At 58.4% G+C, this 20,157-nt stretch carries 22 protein-coding genes and 1 pseudogene; 21 read left to right on the top strand and 2 right to left on the bottom strand.

The annotated features are described in order from the left end of the window. Positions 1-34 precede the first annotated feature (34 nt). On the top strand, positions 35-787 hold the full coding sequence (locus tag BBOMB_RS04970) for a hypothetical protein (RefSeq protein ID WP_156097132.1): 753 nt from the start codon (positions 35-37) through the stop codon (positions 785-787). Between the two features lie 246 nt (positions 788-1,033). On the opposite strand, the gene BBOMB_RS04965 is transcribed toward BBOMB_RS04970, so the two are convergent. Continuing rightward, the gene (locus BBOMB_RS04965; protein WP_044087942.1) at positions 1,034-1,222 is read right to left on the bottom strand and encodes a helix-turn-helix transcriptional regulator; all 189 of its coding nucleotides are present in this window, start codon (positions 1,220-1,222) and stop codon (positions 1,034-1,036) included. Next, complete coding sequence (locus tag BBOMB_RS08080; RefSeq protein WP_156097131.1) at positions 1,219-1,374, bottom strand: hypothetical protein; 156 nt, start codon at positions 1,372-1,374, stop codon at positions 1,219-1,221. The genes BBOMB_RS04965 and BBOMB_RS08080 overlap by 4 nt, the downstream gene beginning before the upstream one ends. 254 nt (positions 1,375-1,628) lie before the next feature. On the opposite strand from BBOMB_RS08080, the gene BBOMB_RS08075 reads away from it, so the two are divergent. The 20 genes and pseudogenes from BBOMB_RS08075 to BBOMB_RS04855 all read left to right on the top strand — a co-directional run bounded on the left by BBOMB_RS08075 (position 1,629) and on the right by BBOMB_RS04855 (position 20,149). Then, a complete protein-coding gene (locus tag BBOMB_RS08075) occupies positions 1,629-1,847 on the top strand; it encodes a hypothetical protein (protein ID WP_044087944.1) in 219 nt (72 codons plus the stop codon). After that, positions 1,778-2,095 (top strand): annotated as a pseudogene (locus BBOMB_RS08520) (HNH endonuclease); the annotation flags it as partial. The gene BBOMB_RS08075 and the pseudogene BBOMB_RS08520, both read left to right, overlap by 70 nt. 289 nt (positions 2,096-2,384) lie before the next feature. Beyond that, positions 2,385-2,864, top strand: coding sequence for a phage terminase small subunit P27 family (locus tag BBOMB_RS04945; RefSeq protein ID WP_044087945.1), 480 nt, complete (start codon positions 2,385-2,387; stop codon positions 2,862-2,864). Beyond that, positions 2,821-4,587, top strand: coding sequence for a terminase large subunit (locus BBOMB_RS04940; RefSeq protein WP_202961855.1), 1,767 nt, complete (start codon positions 2,821-2,823; stop codon positions 4,585-4,587). The genes BBOMB_RS04945 and BBOMB_RS04940 overlap by 44 nt, the downstream gene beginning before the upstream one ends. Before the next feature lie 13 nt (positions 4,588-4,600). Further along, positions 4,601-5,863 (top strand): phage portal protein, encoded by a 1,263-nt coding sequence (locus BBOMB_RS04935; protein WP_044087947.1) that lies wholly within the window; start codon positions 4,601-4,603, stop codon positions 5,861-5,863. Further along, entirely contained in the window at positions 5,860-6,588 is a 729-nt protein-coding gene (locus tag BBOMB_RS07635; RefSeq protein ID WP_052377494.1) for an HK97 family phage prohead protease, read from the top strand. Before BBOMB_RS04935 ends, BBOMB_RS07635 begins: the two co-directional genes overlap by 4 nt. Next, complete coding sequence (locus BBOMB_RS04920; RefSeq protein ID WP_052377493.1) at positions 6,585-7,811, top strand: phage major capsid protein; 1,227 nt, start codon at positions 6,585-6,587, stop codon at positions 7,809-7,811. The genes BBOMB_RS07635 and BBOMB_RS04920 overlap by 4 nt, the downstream gene beginning before the upstream one ends. Before the next feature lie 17 nt (positions 7,812-7,828). Next, the gene (locus BBOMB_RS04915; protein WP_044087950.1) at positions 7,829-8,374 is read left to right on the top strand and encodes a hypothetical protein; all 546 of its coding nucleotides are present in this window, start codon (positions 7,829-7,831) and stop codon (positions 8,372-8,374) included. Beyond that, positions 8,371-8,715 carry a hypothetical protein gene (locus BBOMB_RS04910; RefSeq protein WP_044087951.1) on the top strand — a complete coding sequence of 115 codons (345 nt, stop codon included), beginning with the start codon at positions 8,371-8,373 and terminating at the stop codon, positions 8,713-8,715. Before BBOMB_RS04915 ends, BBOMB_RS04910 begins: the two co-directional genes overlap by 4 nt. Beyond that, complete coding sequence (locus tag BBOMB_RS04905; RefSeq protein ID WP_044087952.1) at positions 8,712-9,029, top strand: hypothetical protein; 318 nt, start codon at positions 8,712-8,714, stop codon at positions 9,027-9,029. The genes BBOMB_RS04910 and BBOMB_RS04905 overlap by 4 nt, the downstream gene beginning before the upstream one ends. A gap of 9 nt (positions 9,030-9,038) precedes the next feature. Continuing rightward, positions 9,039-9,434 carry a hypothetical protein gene (locus tag BBOMB_RS04900; RefSeq protein WP_044087953.1) on the top strand — a complete coding sequence of 132 codons (396 nt, stop codon included), beginning with the start codon at positions 9,039-9,041 and terminating at the stop codon, positions 9,432-9,434. Between the two features lie 64 nt (positions 9,435-9,498). Then, positions 9,499-10,185, top strand: coding sequence for a hypothetical protein (locus BBOMB_RS04895; protein ID WP_044087954.1), 687 nt, complete (start codon positions 9,499-9,501; stop codon positions 10,183-10,185). 45 nt (positions 10,186-10,230) lie between these two features. Further along, positions 10,231-10,557, top strand: coding sequence for a hypothetical protein (locus BBOMB_RS04890; RefSeq protein ID WP_044087955.1), 327 nt, complete (start codon positions 10,231-10,233; stop codon positions 10,555-10,557). Between the two features lie 32 nt (positions 10,558-10,589). Beyond that, entirely contained in the window at positions 10,590-10,835 is a 246-nt protein-coding gene (locus BBOMB_RS04885; RefSeq protein ID WP_052377492.1) for a hypothetical protein, read from the top strand. A 2-nt stretch (positions 10,836-10,837) separates the two neighbouring features. Then, positions 10,838-14,866: a phage tail tape measure protein gene (locus BBOMB_RS07630; RefSeq protein ID WP_052377491.1), complete on the top strand. Its 4,029-nt coding sequence runs from the start codon at positions 10,838-10,840 to the stop codon at positions 14,864-14,866. Then, positions 14,863-15,744: a hypothetical protein gene (locus BBOMB_RS04875; protein ID WP_044087956.1), complete on the top strand. Its 882-nt coding sequence runs from the start codon at positions 14,863-14,865 to the stop codon at positions 15,742-15,744. Before BBOMB_RS07630 ends, BBOMB_RS04875 begins: the two co-directional genes overlap by 4 nt. Before the next feature lie 516 nt (positions 15,745-16,260). Further along, positions 16,261-16,656, top strand: a complete 396-nt coding sequence (locus BBOMB_RS08070) for a hypothetical protein (RefSeq protein WP_152570178.1) — start codon at positions 16,261-16,263, stop codon at positions 16,654-16,656. Continuing rightward, positions 16,653-17,876 (top strand): hypothetical protein, encoded by a 1,224-nt coding sequence (locus tag BBOMB_RS04865; RefSeq protein WP_044087957.1) that lies wholly within the window; start codon positions 16,653-16,655, stop codon positions 17,874-17,876. The genes BBOMB_RS08070 and BBOMB_RS04865 overlap by 4 nt, the downstream gene beginning before the upstream one ends. Before the next feature lie 9 nt (positions 17,877-17,885). Beyond that, positions 17,886-19,652, top strand: a complete 1,767-nt coding sequence (locus BBOMB_RS04860) for a phage tail protein (protein WP_044087958.1) — start codon at positions 17,886-17,888, stop codon at positions 19,650-19,652. A 47-nt stretch (positions 19,653-19,699) separates the two neighbouring features. Beyond that, complete coding sequence (locus BBOMB_RS04855) at positions 19,700-20,149, top strand: hypothetical protein (protein WP_052377489.1); 450 nt, start codon at positions 19,700-19,702, stop codon at positions 20,147-20,149. The last annotated feature ends 8 nt before the right edge of the window (positions 20,150-20,157 follow it).

Below are 20,157 nucleotides of genomic sequence, written 5' to 3'. Positions count from 1 at the left end.
ACGCGATGTCCCGCGCTCCGCTTTGGGGGCGCGGATGATGGTTGACGAATCTAGGAGCTGTGGGAACTGTGGGAATCCGGTATCGGAGCCCTGGCGGCTGTGCCAAGCCTGTCGCAAGGACTACGCGCGTCAGATACACCGGCTGCGCCTCAACATGCAGCAGTTGCACGCGCTGGCCATGAGAGAGTACAAGCTCAGTGGGCATGAGGTCGGTGCCCATGGTCACGGTACCGCACCCACGCCCGTCAACATTGCGGCATGGGATTTGGAGGTCGAGGCGGAGGCCGCCATCAGCAGCATAGCCGCCACCGTCCAGGTGTGGGGCGACTGGCATCACATCCTGCGCAGACTCACGACTGTGCTGCCCCGGCTCTGCCAGAGCCCGTACGCGGTAGACGACTACCGGGATCTTGTCCGTCTCAACGAGCGTATCGGCCGTCGTGTGGAGCGACGCAAAGTCAAACCGTTCGCCGGACGCTGCCCCAACTGCGGGCGTGAAGTCGAGGCCGACAAGGACGAGCATGGCATGGTCTGCCAGTGCGGGCACTGGGTCAACCTCGACAGTCTACGGGCCGACACTCGCGAGCGCTGGCAACAACTCCACACCACGCAAACACCGGCTGGAGCAGCAAAATGGGTCAGCAGACAGACCGGCGTAAGGGTCACACGGCAGGATGTCAAGAACTGGCTGCATCGGGGCAAGGTCCACGCCAGCCAGTTGGAGGGCGGCTACTACGAGTTTCCCATTGGGGAGCTTGTTACGCAGGCCAACAGGAAATCCCAATGATTTGTAGGCTGAACCCCTAGTGTGCTATAATGACTACGTCATAAGTGTGCAGGCCTCCGAAGGTTATCTCCGGGGGCCTGCACTGTTATCCGTCTAGCTTCACGCAATCCGAGTCATTGCGGATTTATGTGGCGTGCGATGGTTTCATCCGAGCTTTATAAAACGATGGAGAGCGCTTCGAAGCCCCACGTCATACCAAGTAGTCTTGCTTGCGGCTTTACTCCTTTGCCCGCAGGCAACAAACGTTCAGTGTTTCTTGGGTCGTCCCCCGTGGCCGGGACGTGAGGCGACCCACTTTTCGATGGTGTCCTCGCTCCAACCCCGGGTACGGCCGATGGTCGCGTCGGGTTCGGGGAGCCTGTATCCCGCGAGCGCCCCTTTGGCGATGCCGAGCATGTCGGCTATCTGCGTGATGCTGAGGTAGTGTGCGGTCATTCGTCGTCCCTGCGGATTGCGAGGTCGAGGCACAGTACGCCCGCGGCGAGCCCCAGCAGTCCTCCCGTCCATGGCAGCCTCGAGAAGCTGCACACGAGAGCGGCCACGCCGCACGCGATGCCGGCGATGCCTATCAGTGTTTTTGTCTTCATGATGTTTCATGGGATATGATTGGGATGGAGGGGTTCTGGATACTTGGTCTATTCGGAACCCCTCTCTTGGACTATCTGTGCTGGTGGGTGATGTCGTGTATGAGCGTCGCCACCGAGACCAGCGTCGTCACCACTGTGCAGATGGTCTGTATCCAATCGGTTATCCTCATGTTCCCTCCTTTCCTTGGTGACACTTATATAATAACAAAGTAATTAAATTAAAGCAATGGCGACACGCCGAAAAGGTTGGAATGATGCCGGAAACAAAACCTGAAAACCATATCGGAAACCCTTCCGAAACCGAAAGTCCGCAGATGGAACGCATCGCCCACCAGCTCACCCGCATCGCCGACACCATGCAAGGCCAGGGCATGCAGGTAGACCGGGACGCCGCACTCAAGGCATGGCCCCTGCGCATATACCAGGACGAGTACCTCGCCGCCCTGCAGTCCCTCGGCATCGAGCTGCTCTGATGCCAACCAGACCACACGGCAGATGCACCAAGCCCGGCTGTATGGCCAAGGCCGTGGACAAGGGACGATGCGCTGACCACCAGCCCAAGCCATGGGCTAGAGCGTCGGCCCACACGCAAGCCATCGACCGCGCACAGTGGGCCAAGGCCCGCCGCCTGACGTTGGCCCGGGACCATGGCAGATGCGTACGATGCGGCGGCAAAGCGACCGAGGTCGACCACATCTGGGAAGTCGCAGACGGCGGCAGCCTCTACGACACCGGCAACCTCCAATCACTGTGCCACACCTGCCACCACGCCAAGACCCTCGACAGCCGACGCCGACGCACCCACCGAGACCAAGGCCCCGGCCTCGCCGCCCGCCTCTTCGAACAAATCGAACAATCAAACCCATGAAAACGTTGCAATTCCAACGTTTATAGGGTGGGTAGGGGGTCAAAATCGAACAAATTTTCGACCCGGGGAGCGCCGCCGAAACTGCCTTTTTCGCGTCTCAAGTTTTCCAATTCGTTTTTCTGCTCAGGAGGGGGTGGTCGCTATGGGTCAGCGAGGGCCGCTCAAGGCCCCTCCCAAGCTCCGCCTGATCAATGGACGGGGCGAAGGCCGGGACTCCGGAGGGCGTAAGGTCGAGAAGGAGATTGGCTTCGAGCGCGAGAAGCCCCGGATGCCGTCCTACCTGCCCGAAGGGGCCAAGACCGTATGGAAGAGCGTGGTCGAGGCCCTGGATGGCTTAGGCATCCTCAAGAAAGTGGACGGTCCGAGCCTGGAAGCGTACTGCACGGCCGTCTGGCAGATGCGCGAATCCACAAAGCAGCTCCTGGAGGAAGGAATGACGGTCAAGACCTCGCAAGGGGTGCCCAAACCGCATCCCGCAGTGGCCGCATTGAAAGCCGCCAGGGCCGATGTGCACACCTTCGCCCGTGATTTCGGCCTCAATCCCGCAGCGGAAGGACAGATACAGGGACTAGGTGAGGATGATGGCGACCAGGAAGCAAACCCCTTCGCCTTCGGCACCTGAACCTATCGAACTGCCCTCCGACCATGAGCTGGAACGCCTGAAAATCTCACCCGAGGTCGCCTGGTACATGCTCTCCCGTGGACTCGACCTGCCCCAAAAATGGCAACGGCCCAAAATCAAGACCGCCGAGCCGCGCGACATGGAGGGAGCCAGTTTCGACCCATCCCGCGTGGACCGCGTCCTGGCATCCTTCCACGTCCTGCGCCACACGCAAGGAAAGTGGGCCGGCCACCCCCTCGACCCGGCCCCCTGGCAGGTCGCATGGATCCTAGCCCCGGTCTTCGGATGGGTCCACAAGAACGACGACGGGCAAACCGTGCGCATCATCAACGACCTCTACGTGGATGTGCCACGCAAGAACGGCAAATCCACCCTCTCAGGCGGCATCGCCGTCTACATGCTCGGAGCCGACGGCGAGGAAGGCGCACAAGTCGTATGCGCCGCCAGCACCGAACACCAAGCCGGCTTCGTCTTCCAACCCGTCAAACAACTCGTCGAGAAGACACCCGCCCTCAAAGGCGTGATGAAAGCCCACCAAAAACGCATCGTCCACGAAGCCACCGGCAGCTACATGGAAGTCATCAGCTCCGCCGCAGACGCAGCCCACGGCATGAACCTGCACTGCTTCATCTGCGACGAACTCCACGTCTACAAAACCCCCGACCTGGTCCGCACCCTGGAAACCGGACGCGGCTCGCGTTCGCAGCCCCTGGGTGTGCGCATCACGACCCCAGACGCGGGCAAGTCGGGCACCATCTACGACGAGACCCGCCACTATGTGGAGCAGCTGGCGGCCGGCACGATCCAGGACCCTTCCTGGTACGGGGTGGTGTGGGGCGCTGATGAGGACGATGACCCGTTCGCCATGGAGACGCAGATGAAGGCCAATCCCGGCTACGGGGTGTCGCCAAGCGCCGACTATCTGGCGAAGGTGGCGACCAGGGCGCGGAATTCGCCGGCCGAGCTCGCCAACTATCTGAGGCTGCACCTGGGCATCCGCACCAAGCAGGAGACCCGCTTCATCACCCTCAAGGCTTGGGACCGCAACGCCGGGACCGTGGATGAGAGCGAGTTGGAGGGCTGTGAATGCTATGGCGGCTGGGATCTGGGCTCGGTGTCCGATCTGACGGCCTGGTGCCTGCTCTTCCCGCAGGGCGAGGGCTACCGGTGCCGGATGCGTTTCTGGTGCCCCGAAGCCGCGCTTGAGGACCTGGATCGGCGCACATCCGGAAACGCCAGCGTATGGGTCAGGGACGGCTACCTGGTGCCCACGCCCGGGGACGTGACCGACTACTCCTATATCGAGCGGCAGATCCGCGCAGACCTTGAGGCCTATGACATCCAGACCATCGGATACGACCCGTGGAACGCCACCCAGGTGGTCAACGATCTCGAGGAGCAGGGGCTATCCGTGGATCGGCTGACCCCGGTCAGGCAGGGGTTCAAAACCCTTTCCCCGGTACTCAAGGAGCTGCAACGTCTGCTGCTGACCGGCAGCGAGGACCATCCGCTCTTCCAGCATGGTGGCAACCCCGTACTGCGCTGGAACGTCGACAATCTCGCCGTGAAAAGCGATGAGAACGGCAACGTGCAGCCTAACAAGAGGGATTCGCGTGACAAGATAGACGGCGTGGCCGCCATCTGTGATGCGCTTTCCGAGGCGATGACCCGTAAGACGACCCTGAAGGACAATCCGTACGCCTCGCATGGGCTGTACGCATGAGAAGGAGGACGGCATGATCTGGCCTTTCACCAGACACAAACATGTTGAGAAGTCCGTCCAGGACTTCCAGGCGGGCACCGTACGGGGACGCTGGTACGTCGTGGACCCTGGAATGCCGCTGTCCGCTAACTCCGAGTCGCTGTCCGTGTTCGCCACCCAGCCGGCTGTGCGCAAGACCGTTGAGTTCATCGCTCGCAACGCCGCCAGGATCCCCATGAAGGTATACCGCCGCGATGGCGACAACGACCGGCCTGTGGTCACAGACGGCCCTTTGTACAACCTGGTCAAGTATCCTACTCGCTACCATGGGTCCTACCGATTCTGGTACGACTTGATCTGCGATCTGATGGTGTACGACCGCTTCGCGGTCAAACTCCTCCCATCCGCCAGCTCACGCAGCGGGTGGGAGCTGTACCGGATACCTGCCTACACCTGGACTTTCACCTGGGCCGGGTTTGAGGACGTGCGCGGCATCCAGCTCGCCACAGCGGACAACGGCTCCAGCGTAATCGGCCTGGACGGCGTCCTATGGGACAAGGGGTACGGCAGCGCCAATGGCGTCAGCCCTATGCGGACCCTGTCCCAGACGCTGCGCGAATACGCCGAATCGGTCAAATGGCGGCAGGCAATTTGGAAGAACGGGGCACGGATCCCCGGCATCTTCGCGATGAACGCCGACATGAAGCCATTGGAGCGTGACGACCAGAAACGATTGGAATCCGACATCGATGACTACCTGGAGAACGGCGGGCATGAAGGTCGCTCGCCGGTCCTGCAGGGCATCCACTGGGAGAAGGTCGAGTCCTTCAGCCCCAAGGACGCCCAGGAGGTCGAAGGGCGCACGCTCGCGGACATCGAGGTGGCGTCTGCGTACCATGTGCCGCCCGAGATGGTGGGAGCCAGGGAGGCCAATTACTCATCAACCCAGGCGTTCCGGGACTCGCTTTACAAGGAGACCCTCGGCCCGCTGTTCACACAGCTGGAGCAGGCGTTCAACGCCCAGATCGTGCCCCTGGTGTCTCAGGACCCCCGAGAATACGTCGAATTCGACCTTAACGCGGCCCTGCGCGGGTCGTTCCTTGAACAGGCGGAGATCTTGCAAAAGGCAGTCGGAGGCCCCTATCTGAGTATCAACGAGGGGCGCAAGGAACAAGGATTCCCGGGATTAGGACCCGAATATGACCAAATCATCGACCTGCTCAACACCGTTCGTGGAGGAGGACCCCAGGCGGACCCGACTGACTCGGGGTCACAGAATTTAGGAGGAAGTCAATGAAGCAGCACACCCTCAAACGAACCACCGGAGCCACGTTCAAGAGCGTCGGCGACGGAGGAAGCCTTGGTGAAGGGCAGTTCACCGCCCTGGTGAGCGTGTTCGGCAATGTGGATTCCCTCGGCGAAGTGGTCATGCCGGGAGCCTTCACGGAGACCCTGGCCAAATGGAAGGCCTCCGGCGATCCGATACCAGTGGTCTGGTCTCACGACTGGAGCAATCCTATGAGCCATATCGGCGAGGTGCTTGAAGCCAAGGAGACCGACCAGGGATTGGAGGTCACCGCACAACTGGACATGAGCAACCCCACCGCGGTCCAGGTCTTCAAGCTCCTCAAGGACAGACGCATCAAGGAATTCTCATACTCCGGCATGGAATCGGACTTCCGGATGGTTGATGGTCCGGACGGGGATGCGATCTATCAGGTCGGCAAGGTGGACCTTATCGAGCTCGGCCCATGCATGAAGGGAGCCAATCCGGCCACCGTACTGCTATCCACCAAGTCTGACCAGGCCGACGCTGATGCCGAGACAGCGGAGCATGACGAGGGTATGCGCGAACTGGTCCGACAGACCGTACTCCAAGAACTTTCCTCTCAGTCCAAGCCATCCGGCAAGGAAGGAGAGGGACGGGATGTTGCGGCTGACACCGTGAAATCCTGCACAGTGCCCGAAACTACCGCCTGGGCAGCGGAAATGGAAATCAATCTCATGGAAGGAAGACTATGAGCCTGCAAGAAGAATTGAAGGATATCCTCGCCCAGACAAATTCTCTGGCGAAGAAGGCACAGGAGGAGAAACGCGAATTCACCGACGAGGAGAACGACCAGATCCTCGAATGGAAACAGAAAGCAGATGTCCTGCGCGAACGGATCAGAAAGGCCGATGAGGCCAATGAGGCCTTCAAGAGTCTGGCCGCCGGAGGCGACAGTCAGGGCAAGGGCTCACCGGTGGAACCCGCCAGGACCGCTGTCGCCAAGTCCTATGGGCAGGCCTTCACCGAGACAAAGGCCTACAAGAACTTCCAGTCCAACCAGCCCCATGGCACACCGGTATCCATCACCGCGCGCGGCCTGCACGTCAAAGCCGACCCGGACCCGCTGTCCACCGGACTGCCCGGGGCGATCGTCCCCCAGGTGCTTCCTGGCGTCACCGATCTGACCTACCCGCAGCCGAACACCTTCCTTTCCCTGATCACATTGGGCACCACCACCAGCCAGTTCCTCAAATACCGGCAGCTGGTATCCGTGACCAACAACGCCAAAAAGGTCAAGGAGGGCGACCTCAAGCCTTTGAGCACCCTGTCCACCGCCGTGGCGGAGGCGCACGCCTTCACGGTCGCGGACGGCATCAAGGTCACCAACCAGGAGCTCGCCGACGACGGGGTGATCAGTTCTCTGATCGATTCCGTGCTGACGCGCAATCTGGCCTCCTACAAGGAGAACCTAGTGCTCAACGGCATGGGTGGCACCGACGAGCCCAACGGCATCCTGAACACCGCGGGCACCTTACAGATCCCGTTCGACACGGACATGGTCACCACCGTGTCCCATGCCATCACCCAGCTGCAGCAGACGGTGCCCGGCATCGGCGTGCAGGCCGTGGTCATGAACCCGGCAGACAACGAGACACTGAACCTGATGAAGGACAAGAACGATCGTTTCCTGTCCAACGCCCCGTTCGCCACCGGCCCCTTCACCCTGTTTGGCGTGCCGCGCATCACCTCCAGCATCGTGCCCCAGGGCAAGGTCCTGGTCGGCGACTTCCACTCCGTGCAGCTGCTACAGAAGACCCCGCTGTCCATCCTGGCCTTCAATCAGAACGAGGACGACGCGCGCCACAACCTCACCTACGTGAGGGCCGAGGAGGAATACCTGCTCATGATCCGCGAGCCCAAGCGCATCGCTGTGGCCGCCATCGCCGGAGCTCCCTCAGGCAACGCCAGCCACTGATCCGATAGGAGGCCGACATGAGCGAACAGTCCCGGGGCGACCGCCAAATTCTGGCTTCGGCCGATGACCTGGCGGTGCGCATAGGGGCCAAAGCCGATGATAAGAAGCTGCTGCTCGCCCTGCGCCTGGCCTCCGACCGGTTCGTCGGGCAATCCCACAACCCGATCGTCAAAGTGGAAAACGAGGAGATCATCCTCGACGCCACCGGCGTCAGGACGATTCGTCTGCCGGTCTGGCCGGTCCTCGCAGTGGACCGGGTGCTGCTTGACGGCGCGCCAGTACCGTACGAATGGTCGGCTGACGGCCTGCTGCGCTTCCCCGCACCCCTGCCCGACAAGTGGCGGGCACTGAAGGTCACCTACTCGCACGGGTATGACCCGATACCAGGTGACGTGTCAGACGCAGTGTTGGAACAGGCCGCAGCCATCTATCAGGTGCTTCCCGGACTGGCCTCCTATACAACGGGGGCCGAGTCCCGCACCTACAGTCTGACGATGAGCGTGGGCACGTCTGCGGCTTGGAGCTCGGCAGTGTCGAAATACCGGATTGGAGGCATTCTATGACCGGCATTCACGGTGACACCATTGTCATAGAGCACCGGACCCTAGGCGAGCCGGACGTGGATGGCGAGACGAAGGAGAGCATGACCGCCTGCACGGTGGAGGGCTGCAGTGTGCAACCCGTCACCAATGCGGGCGACGTGCTCTTCGAACAGGACATCATCATCGGCAGATGGCGGGTTATCGGACCACAAGGCGTTCTCGTCTCCGACCTCGTGGACGGCGACGACACCATCCGATGGAACGGCAAGGCGTACCGGCTGTCAAGCGCGGTCCAGGAGTACATGCCTGCTGACGGGCTCGGATCGCACAGCGAATTCTACATGATGGAGGACCACAGATGACCGGAGCCATCGTGGATGACGAATGGATCGACCGCAACGTGCTGCAGAACCCCAACGTCAAGGATGCCCTGATGGACACGGCCAAGCGGCTGTTGCCCATTTGCCAGCGGCTGGCCATCCAGGAGGGGTGTGAGGACTTCGCGGACTCGCTCCATCTGGAACAGGGGGTACGCCCCGGCACGAAGTCGCCGACCGGCATCAAACGCCCCTACGTGAACGTTGTCGCAGGCAGCGAGAACGCATCTGAACAGGAATACGGCTCGCTGAGATATCCGAAACATAATTTCTTCAATCGTGCTACGGCTCAGCTGTAGGAGGCGAAGGTGGAACCTGTCAGATGGCCGCAGCATCTGCGGCTGGTCAACCAATGGATCAAGGACCGCACCGGATATTCGCCATACACGGTACTGCCAGAAATCACCGAACTGCGCGCCAGACTCCCCGCCGTGCGAACCAGTCTGAGCCCTTCGGGAACGCTCGGAGTAGTCGAACGCTCGGCGAGCGTTGACATCGATCTGCTGGCAGGCTCATGGAAGGACATGAACCCGCTGATACAGACGATGGACTCGTGCATGGCTGCGCTGGCTGGCAACGGCAACCAGTATGGGTATGTGGACGATGTGTCCGGAACCGCGTTCAGTGATGTCCCGTTCGGCGACCCCGCCATCCTACGTTGCACGGCGACGTTCTCACTGGTCATGAGACCAGTGAACAGCTGAATCAACGATAAACCAATATAAGGCCTCTCAAAGCGGGAGGCTTTTTGCATATAAAGGAAGAACAATGAACGATCTGATAAACCCTACAATGCCAGACGGCATCGGTACTCAAGATGACGTGCAGACTGATACAATCGCCGACCTGCAGGCCTATATGCAGAACAGCTCAGGAAACGTGCGGAAGCACGCCACCATGGTCTTCGCCATCGCAGACTATTCGACGCCCGCGCCGTCCAAGTTTTTCGGCGCGGACGGCCTGCCGTGCAAACTGCCGGACGGTTACAAGCAGATGGGATACGTCACCACCAAGGGCGCAGTCGAGAAGCGCAGCGTCAAGACCGATGACACCACCATGCTGCAGGATCTCGAGCCGGTGCGCAGCGATCTGAGCTCCTCCACGCGTCAGCTGGAAGTGACCTTCGGCGAGGCCAACGCGTACACGCAGGCGCTCCGTGCCGGCCAGCCCGTATCAGCATGGCCCGCCAGCAAGGACGAAAAGACATGGTCCATCACCGAGCGTGGCATGAGCCAGCTGCCCCTCTACCGCATCTACCTGCTCACCCAGGACGGCGTTGGTACTGACGCCGTCTACCGCGTTGAATTTGCGTACAAGGCGACCATCAGCGGGTTCGGTGACCGGACCATGGACCGCGCAGACACCGAGGACCTAGGATTCACCTTCGACGTACTGACCGACGAGAAGACCGGCAAACAGTACGACAAGGCCTCCAGCGTCAAGAAAACAGCCTGAAACAGCAACAACATATCAATCATGATTATTTTTTAAGGAGCATAAATGTCAACAAAATACTCGCTGCACGCCATCCGACAGAAATACAAGGAGACCCATCCCGGCGTCACCGACACCATCGACTTCACCGTCAAGGACGAGGAAAAGGCCCGCGTCTACCATATCGAACACCCTCTACTTCAATCCAACAGGACCAAGGAGGCGGTCACCGCAGCGAAGACCGATATCGACATGGCCAAAGCCGTACTCGGAGACCAATGGAACGACTTCATCGCTGACGGCGGACAGGTCGCAGACGTCATGCTGCTGATGAATGAAATCGGCGAGCAGATGGAGTCCACTACGCCGGATGGAGTCCCTACACAGCGCTAGATCTCCTCGACGCTGAAGGTCACCCCGAGGAGTTGGAAGCCGCATTATGCGAGCAATACAGCCCCCGTGACCCGATCGCGGAGTACTGGCGCGGAGACATCACACTCAGAGCCCTCGCCGTACTTGTGCGAGGGCTTAAACCGTACAACGTGCTCTCCCTGGCGCTCGCACGGGATGAGCAAAAGAGACAAAAACAACACCGCCCTGAAGACGACCTCGATGTCCAGGTCAGAAACGAACTGGACTCCCTGTCATCCCGTATCATCCCCGGAGGCTGACCATGGCTGTGAAACCCGCATACGTGCCCGTGCTGCCCGATTTGGCGGAATTTGCCAAACTACTGCTGACAGGCACCACAGACGCGGCAAGCCAGGCGGGACAGTCCGCGGGACGCGCCTGGACCCAGTCCATGACGGCCACGTCCAAGACCGACGTGCTCAAGGAACAGGTGTCTGCTCTTCAGGATGCCGAGTCCAAAGCCAAAAGGGCGGTGCAAGACGCGACGCGGGACATCTCCAAGTCGCGCGACGCAGCGGCCGTCGCCGCCAAAAACCAGGAGGCCGCTGAGAAACGACTTTCTGAACAGGTAGAGAAGTATGGTCCAGCCTCCTCACAGGCCATCAAAGCCGAAGCGCAGCTCGACGCAGCCAGAGCCAGAGTCAGACAGACCAACGAGCGTGTGGAAACTTCCGAGAAAGCTCTTAAAGTCGCCAAGAATGCATCAAAGGAGACCACCGAGCAGCTGACCAAGGCCAACAAGGACCTCGCCAAGGCCACCGAGGAGCAGCCATCCAAATGGGCAAGCTTCGGACAGGCCCTCGAAGGGGTCGGCGGGAAATCCGGTAAGCTCAAAGGCATCTGGGACGGTGCCCGCAGAAGCCTGAGCCTGCTCGGTGTCGGCCTGGGCGCGGTCGGACTGGCGCAATGGATGAAGAACAGCACCGATGCGGCCGAAGGCTTCGAAAAGCAAATGAACCTGCTCGTCACGGCTGGCGGCGAGTCCACAAAGAACCTCCACCAAGTGGAAGAGGGCATCAAAGACATCGCCGTCCAGACGGGCATTAGCACCAGCCAGCTCGCCGAGGGCATGTACACAATGGAAAAGGCCCAGATCCGCGGCGCGGACGGTCTTAAGGTCCTTAAGGCAGCCGCGCAGGGGGCCACCGACGAGCAGGTCGACCTTGGCGTCATGACCAACGCACTGACCTCCATCATGCGTTCCTACAACATCCCCGCTGACAGGGCCAGCAGCGTCACCAACCAGCTGGTCGCCGCCTCCGGAGAGGCCAAGACCACCATGCAGGAGTTCGCCGGATCTCTGTCTACGGTGCTCCCAGTCGCCTCGGCTGCCGGCATCGGCTTCGACCAGGTGGGTGGGGCAATAGCAACTCTCACGTCCCATGGCACCTCCGCGCAGGAGTCCACACAAGAGCTGGCCAACACGATCCGTAATCTTCAGGCACCCAATCAGGTTGCTGTCAAGGAGATGCAGCAATTCGGCATCAGCAGCGTGGATGTGGCCCAGAATCTCGGCAAACGGGGGCTTACCGGCACTATAGGATATCTCAGTGAAACAATCCTGCAGAAGATGGGGCCTTCGGGCACTATCCTTCTGGACGCCTTCAACCAGTCCAAGTTCGCCGCTCAGGATGCTGATACCATGTTCGGTAAGCTCACCGGAGCGTCGAAGGAGCTGGCCAAAGGCGTCATGGACGGTTCTGTGACCCTCAACGACTACCGCAAAGGTCTCAAAGCGCTGCCTGACACCCAGGCCTCGCTGGTGCGCCAGTGGGAACAGATGTATACCAAGAGCAAGGGGTTTAACGATCAGCTCAAACAAGGATCGCCGCAGGCGCAGACGTATACGGAGGCGTTGAAGAAAATCATGGGTGGAGCCACCGGCATGAACACGGCGCTCATGCTTTCGGGAGGATCGGCCAAGACTTTCGCCAGCAACGTCAACGGCATATCCGATGCCGCCAAAAAGAACGGCAAAGATATCAGCACTTGGGGTGAGACACAGCGCACCGCCAGAGTGCAGACCGAACGGTTTAACCAGATGCTCGAAACATCGCGCATCACCCTCGCCTCCAAGTTCCTTCCAGCCATCACCAAATCCATGCGCGGCATGACCGACTGGGCGTTGGAGATTAAAGCTTTCACCGATAGTCATAAGACGCTCACTAAAGTGCTGGCTGGGGTTGTTACTGGAGTTGTTGGCTTGACGCTGGCGGTGGGCTTGGCACGTAAAGCGGTATCCGCTTTCAAAACAGCGTTCGGGCTGCTTGAGCTTGTGTGGAAAGGGAGCACGATCGGTAAGATCGTGACAGTTGTCGGCCTTCTAGTCGGTGCTTTCGTCCTTGCTTATAACAAGTGCAAGCCTTTTCATGACGCCGTTGACAAGTTGATGCGTGGGGTCAAGCACACTTGCGAGTCCGTCGGTAAATGGTTTGCCGGTCCGTTTGTCAACTTCTTCAAGGCTGCGTGGAACAAAATCAAATCGGTGTTCCAAGGATTCTGGAATTTCGTCAAGGCGGCCGGGCATGGAATAAGCCAGGTTTTTAAGTTCCTGATAACTTTCGTCGTGACGGTCTTCGTTAGCCCGTGGGTAATCGCCTTTAACCTGCTGCGTAAGCCCGTGGAGTACCTTTGGCACAACGTCATCGATCCCGCATTCAAAGCAATCCGCAAAATTATGGGCGGGGCGTGGAAGTGGATTGACACGAATGTCGTCAAACCCTTCAAGGAAGGCATCAAAACTCTTGGCGACCGGTGGAACGACTTCTACAACAACTATGTCCGTCCCGTGTGGGACTGGATCGTAGGAAAGTTCAGGGATGCTTGGAATTGGATCAAGACGAACATTATTGACGGTTTCAAGGCCGAAATCAGGGGCCTCGGTATGATATGGAACGACTTCTACAATGGTCACATTCGTCCCGTGTGGGACTGGATCGTAGGAAAGTTCAGGGATGCTTGGAATTGGATCAACGATCATGTCATCGGGCCGTTCAAGGACGGCATCCATGATATCGGGCAGGCGTTCGAGGCAACGAAGGATTGGATTGGACGCTCCTGGGATCAGATTAAGGATGCTGCGGCAAAACCTGTGCACTGGGTTGTCGACACTGTGTACACCAATGGAATCCAGGCGGTATGGAACAAGGTCGCTGGCGCGGTAGGCCTTGATTTGAAGCTGCCGGACGCGCATTTTGCGGAAGGTGGCATTAACCCCGGCTACGCGCCCGGCCAGGACACGATCTTGGCATTGACCTCGCCCGGCGAGGCGTGGATGGTGCCCGAATGGACCCGGGCCGTAGGTGCCGACAACGTCTATCGGTGGAACCGTCTGGCACGTCAGTCCGGCCCCGCGGCCGTCCGCGCGGACATGGGGTTTTCCACTGGGGGAATTGTGCCCGGATTCGACATGGGTGGCATAGTCAAGGATGCCGAGCATTGGCTCCATGACGCCGCCAAGAGTGTCATGGAATTCGTGCGTGACCCAGGTGGGACGGTCAACCGTCTGATCGTTGACCCGGTCAAGACCGCGCTGGCGGGCATCGGTGCCGGCGACTGGGGAAGCCTGATCGCCCAACTGCCTATAAAGACCATGCAGGCCCTGGTCGATAAGGTCAAAAGCATGGCCGCGAGCCTGTTTGGCGGTGGCGCTCCGGCACCTGGAGGTGACGGTGGTGCCGGTGTGCAGCGATGGAGGCCATTGGTGCTCCAGGCCTTGCAGATGCTCGCACAGCCGGCCAGCTGGGCTGACACCGTGTTGCGACGCATGAACCAGGAGTCCGGAGGTAACCCCAACGCGATTAACAATTGGGATAGCAACGCCAAGGCGGGTATGCCGTCGCAGGGCCTCATGCAAGTCATCCCGCCCACTTTCGCCGCCTATGCGGGACCTTTCGCAGGACACCCCATCACGGAGCCGCTCGCCAACATCTACGCTGGACTCAACTATGCGATCCACCGGTACGGGAGCTTGTCGGCGCTCGATAGGCCCGGAGGGTACGCGGACGGCGGCATCGTTCCCAGACTGTACGACAAGGGCGGATACTTGGCCCCGGGCGTGACCGTGGTCAGCAACCGGACCATGGACCCTGAGCTGGTGCTCACCGGCGACCAGCAGAGGGCCCTGTTCTCCAAGGATGGCGATCGCGGCGAGACCGGCAAGGAAAAGCCCATGCCGGCCATGCAGGTGACCATCAACAATTACGGTGTCAAGGATCCATATGTGGCTGGCACCATCAACGGTCGGACGGCCGCGCGCCAGCTGCGCGCCTCGATGATGGGAGTGTCATGAGCTATCAGCCAGCATTCGCGATCCTCTACTACCGCGACCGTCAGGTGAGGTTCAGCGGCAGCATGTCACAGGACCGGCCAGACTGTCTGGGCGTCAGCGGTGAAGGCATCGAGGGATGGCGGTCGACACCCGAGGCGAAGGTCACCATGGCCGAACGTGCCTCGGGCAATGGGGCACATGACATCGCTCCCGACGCGATTATCTACTCCTCACGCACCGTGACCCTGCACTGGGTCGCCTTGGGCGAAGAACGTTCGCAGGTGATCACGGCGCTGTCTCGTATCCTGTCCGCGGCTTCCGTTCCGGTCAGGCTGAGGGTCGTGGACGGTGGCGATGACACTTATGTGGAAGGCTACGCCACCGTTAGTGTGGACCCCGCCTGGCATGAGGGCAGGATGACCGGGACTCTCACCGTGGTGTGCCCGCGACCGGAACGACTGTCATGGCAGGCCCAGGAGGGCCAGCTCATCCCACAGTCCGGGCCCTTAGGAGGTTTATCCTACGGTCAGAACGCCAATGGCCTAGCGTACCCCTTATCCTATGGTCGGGCTGCCGGAGGACATGATCTACTTCGACTATCCAACCGAGGAACCGCCACTGCATACCCATGTCTAACAGTATCAGGCGATTGGCCTGACGGTGTGGTCATTGTCTGTGATGGAGAACAGTCTCTGGAATGGTCCGGCAAAGTCGTATCAGGTGTGCCTCTGATTTTGGACTGTAGGTCGCAGACTGCCAGTATGGGTGGAATCGATGTCAGCCGAAGTCTGGTTCGTCGCGCAGTACCCAGTGTGCGACCGGGAGGGTCAGTGACGCTGCACTTAGCCAGTGTGGGAGATGGATCAGTCACGGTGGAATTACATGACACCTATATCTGATTCCCAAGTTTTAAATGATTACATGAGGAGGAGTATATGGTTACGGCTTTGGGTGTAGCGCCCGACGAGTCAGGCAACGGTTTAGACGCATTAACGCATCGTCGGATCATACAGGCAGGATGGCACAACACCGGTGTCATCTGCGGTCTAGAGGTTTGCGGCGTATCAGGCCTCAGATACCGTGCCGAATCAGGTGTGGCGGTATCCGGGATGGCTGGCGATGATGGGACAGTCGAAGCCTATTGGCCCGGCGGACTCACCATAGAACAAGTTACCGCGGGAGACGGAGCATATGAACGCATCGACAGCATATATCTCGTGGCCCACACCGGAATACCGGACAATCAAGTAGAGCTACACGTAGTACAAGGTACGCCATCAGCAGCACCTGTTCCACCAGAAATCCCATCGGGCTCCTTGCGATTGCGTGACATGCTCGTACCCGCTGGAGCCACATCCACATCATCCTCATCGCCAATAGGGAGTGTAAACTATGCGATACCATACGGCGCAAGCATGGGACGTCTAGGATACGCATCCAACACGCAAAGCCTAATACAGGATTGGACTCCCGACAGGTGGTGGGCACAAGCGGCCACAGGCTTCAACCTCCCCACCGACCGACTGGTGGAAGTACGCTTCACCTTCCGCGCCGAATGCGACAGTGACACCACATCATGCTACGCAAGAGTCCGCGACTCACACCAAGGCGACAAAATACTGACCGACGAAAATGACGAGTGCCTCATCCCACGCATATATTATCAGCGACAGACCATTTCATGGATCCTTGAGCTGGAAGCCGGATGGCACAACATCATAGTAGACATCAAACCCAACACAAATGGTCCCGCTTTCTGGTGGCGCGGACTGCGACAAGTCGACGTATGGGACCGTGGAGTCATCAGATGAGCTGGAGACATTGGATATGCGACGCCCGCACCGGACAAATCATCGCCCCCATCGACATCCCCAGCTTTTCATGGCAGATGGGCATCAGCGATTTCGGCTTCGCCACCACAGACAAAGGCCCAGGAAAAACAGACGAAAGTAGCCTAACCATACCATGGACCGCCATCCCCGCATCCACCGCCGCAGAACGTAATGCCCTACTCGACTCCCAACGACGCGCCATCGTCACCGAATGGGTCACCGACATGGACAACAACAGCGGATACGGAACAGCAACCCCGATATTCTGGGGCAAAATCGGCGCTCGCGAGGACGGTTTCCTGGACACCACATTCAGCCTGGAGAGCCCAATGACCATCCTTGCCGACCGGTATGCGGTCCGGGACGGTGCTTTCCAGGATGGGCACAGTGATGACGTCATATCCTTCGAGTCGATGTCATATCGAGGCATATGCTCCGAGCTGGGCCGTATAGCCACATCCGCCAAGCAGGGGGGCGCGCTGCCATTCGACTGGAGCTATCTTGGCGAAGCAGGGGCCCATCAGCGCACCAATTACCAGGCTTGGAACGTGCAGAATCTCGCGGTGTCCAATCTACTTTCAAACATTACCAACTGTCAGGGTGGGCCGGACATCACTTTTAGACCATATCGTACGCAGGATGGACGGCATTTTCGTGTGCGTTTCCTTGCAGGCTCTGACGCAGATGTTTTCCTTGATGCCGACCGACTGCCTATCTCATTCACTTATTCCCCACAAGGTGGAGATGTCGAGGATATTCATGTCGCATACCAGGATGGCTATCACCGCTGGTATGCGACAGGCGCAGGTACAGACGAGAGTACGGTGACGGCCTGCGTGGAGCACATGGATCTAATCAACAGTGCTAATGACCCGCCTGTGCTCAGGGAGACCGTTTACGGGGACACCGACACTGAGGGTCTCGATTTGCTCCGCAGCCATGTGCAAGGAGTTGCGACACAAAGTGGGACCAAGCTCATGCAGATAACTGGTGTCGTCGACTTTAACGACGCCGATAACAACGGCCATCCAAAACATCCAGCTGGCTCATACTGGCCCGGTGAGTCAGTCGATTTATATCTTAATGGTTTCCCTTCCTTGCCTGACGGCATGTATCATCTGCGACTTATGGAGATGTCAGGCGACCAGAGCGATAAGGCAACCCTCAAATTTGACGTAGCACCGGCACCATTCCAGTAAGGGAGCATAATGGTTTTTCATCCAAATATAACTTCGTCAGATCCCATTGATGCCGCTACTGCTTTGGCGCAACTGGCTTTAGATAAGAGCAGGAGGCAGCAGACCCGTAAAGCCGGTAGTATCACTATCCATAATGCCGATGGATCAAGGACCATTGTCGGCACAGACGCTGGTCGTTCCGGTGTGGCTCAATGGGTAGGTGATACCACACCTCCTGGGCGGCCCACTGGACTGACCGCTTCCAGTGTTGCCGGCGGCGTGATTGTAAATTGGGATGGGACACTCGAAAAAGGTATACCAGCCGATTTCAGTCATATCAAAATAACTGCTAAAGATTGCAATGGTGTTATTTATGATTTCGGTGAGTTGTCTAGATCCGGATCGCAGTCTAAAGCCGATATGCAAGACGGTACTAGGTTAACGATTACTGCAGTGGCTTTTGATGACGCGCATAATGATAAAGGAGAGAGTGCTCCGAATGTAAGTGAAGAATCCGAACCTATAATGGTTACGGTCATCGGAGCAGTCAATAAAGCTGATATTGATGCAGTGCAGAAAAATGCACAAAAAGCATTGGATACTGCAAGTCAAGCCAGATTAACAGCCGATCAGAAAAATAAAATATTCAGTGGCGTAACACCTCCAGATACTTCACTTGTTGCTGATGGTGACTTGTGGTTTAAAATCGCGTCCGTTCAGAACGGGAATGTTACAGGAATCTATGTGTGGAATGGTGCCGATTGGAATGACATGGTTTTGATGGCAAACAAGGTGCTTGTAGCATCGTCAGTTGGAACCACGGAAATAGCCGATAATGCAATAACAACCGGAAAAATAATGGCAAATGCTGTTACCGCGCTTCAAATTGCAGCACAAAGCGTAACCGCTGACAAAGTCAACGTTGGTGATGTTACGGCAGCGATTGTCAGTTCTGGCAGGTTCACCACACCCGATGGGCTGACCGGGTTCGACGCCAACGGGTTCTTCGTAAAAAGCAAGGATGAGAAAGAACTGTTCACAGCTAATGCCAACGGCGTGAACGCGGTCGGTGGTTTCCAAACATCGCAAAATGGCACATATATGGCGATGCGGCAAGCTGATATATTATCTAATCACACTGGGGGAATATCACTTATTGAGAAAAGAAATGACGGTAAGGAAATCATCCACTGGGGGATATCCGGCAACATTAGCGACGATAGGACCGTAAAAGAATTCTTCGTGTGTATGGGGCAGCATAGAGTTATAACTGCCCGGGATTCACCACACGAAGAGTCTGTCACTATTGGGGTAAATGGTGGAAGCTTTATTCAGGTTGACAGCAACCATGGGGTCACTATCAATGGTGCACCAGCAGATCGTATTTCCATCGGTCAGGCATATAACTCAGTTAACGATGATGGTCCTTGGGAGGTGACTTTCAAGGAAGTCAGGACGATAAACGGAGCATCACAGTATTCTTTGAAGAATGGTTTCTTGCAAGTGCCTTTGGCTGGCGTCTACGAAATAAGCGGAATAGCTAACGTATTTCGGCAAGGTGAGCCTGAAATCATCATTGCCGCTTCAAGAGCTAAGAATAATTTCAACGGGTACGATAGAATACCCACGAATATTTACGCACGCTGCGAAGGGTCATGGGTGGAATTCCCCGTGCCACCTCACTTTGCGTACCTTGAAGCCGGGGATTGCATCGGGTGGCGTATAGAATCTCCGAATTTCACCGCAATGAACGGGCTGCGGAGCAGCATCACCGCCAAACTGATTTGCGCACGATGATTTTGTTATCCCGTTTACTGCGATATATCCCAGTCGATTGGAGCCGTATGTTTGGCGGATTGGTGTTGTGTATGCCTTTGATGGATTTGTTGTTGGATAAGGACCTGCTCATGGTCCTGCTGCCGGCCATGGTCGGGTCCGGCGCGTTGAGCGCGTTGATAGCGGCGTGGGCGGGGCGGCGGCAGAGCAGGGCCGCTACCGAGCAGATGGCCGTGCAGGCGGCCCACGAGGCCACGGAGATCATGCGCGAGGACATCATCGAGCCTTTACGCACCCAGGTTGACGACCAAGACAAGCAGATCAAGCGTTTGGAGGAGCGTCAAGCTCAGTATTGGGTGGCGGTGTCCTATATCCGCAGCCTGTGTCACTGGCTGGACCCGGCGGTCAAGGCCATGGAGCCGGAGTACATGGCCCGTCATCCCAAACCTCGGCTGCCGGACGAGCTGCGCGCCCAGGTCGCTCCAGACACGCTGGCGCGAGACCCGCCCGACCACTAGCCACCATC

The organism is Bifidobacterium bombi DSM 19703 (assembly GCF_000737845.1).
GTDB classification, from domain to species: domain Bacteria; phylum Actinomycetota; class Actinomycetes; order Actinomycetales; family Bifidobacteriaceae; genus Bifidobacterium; species Bifidobacterium bombi.
Note: the sequence above shows the minus strand (reverse complement) of the source record. Positions and strands in the feature narration are given on the sequence as shown.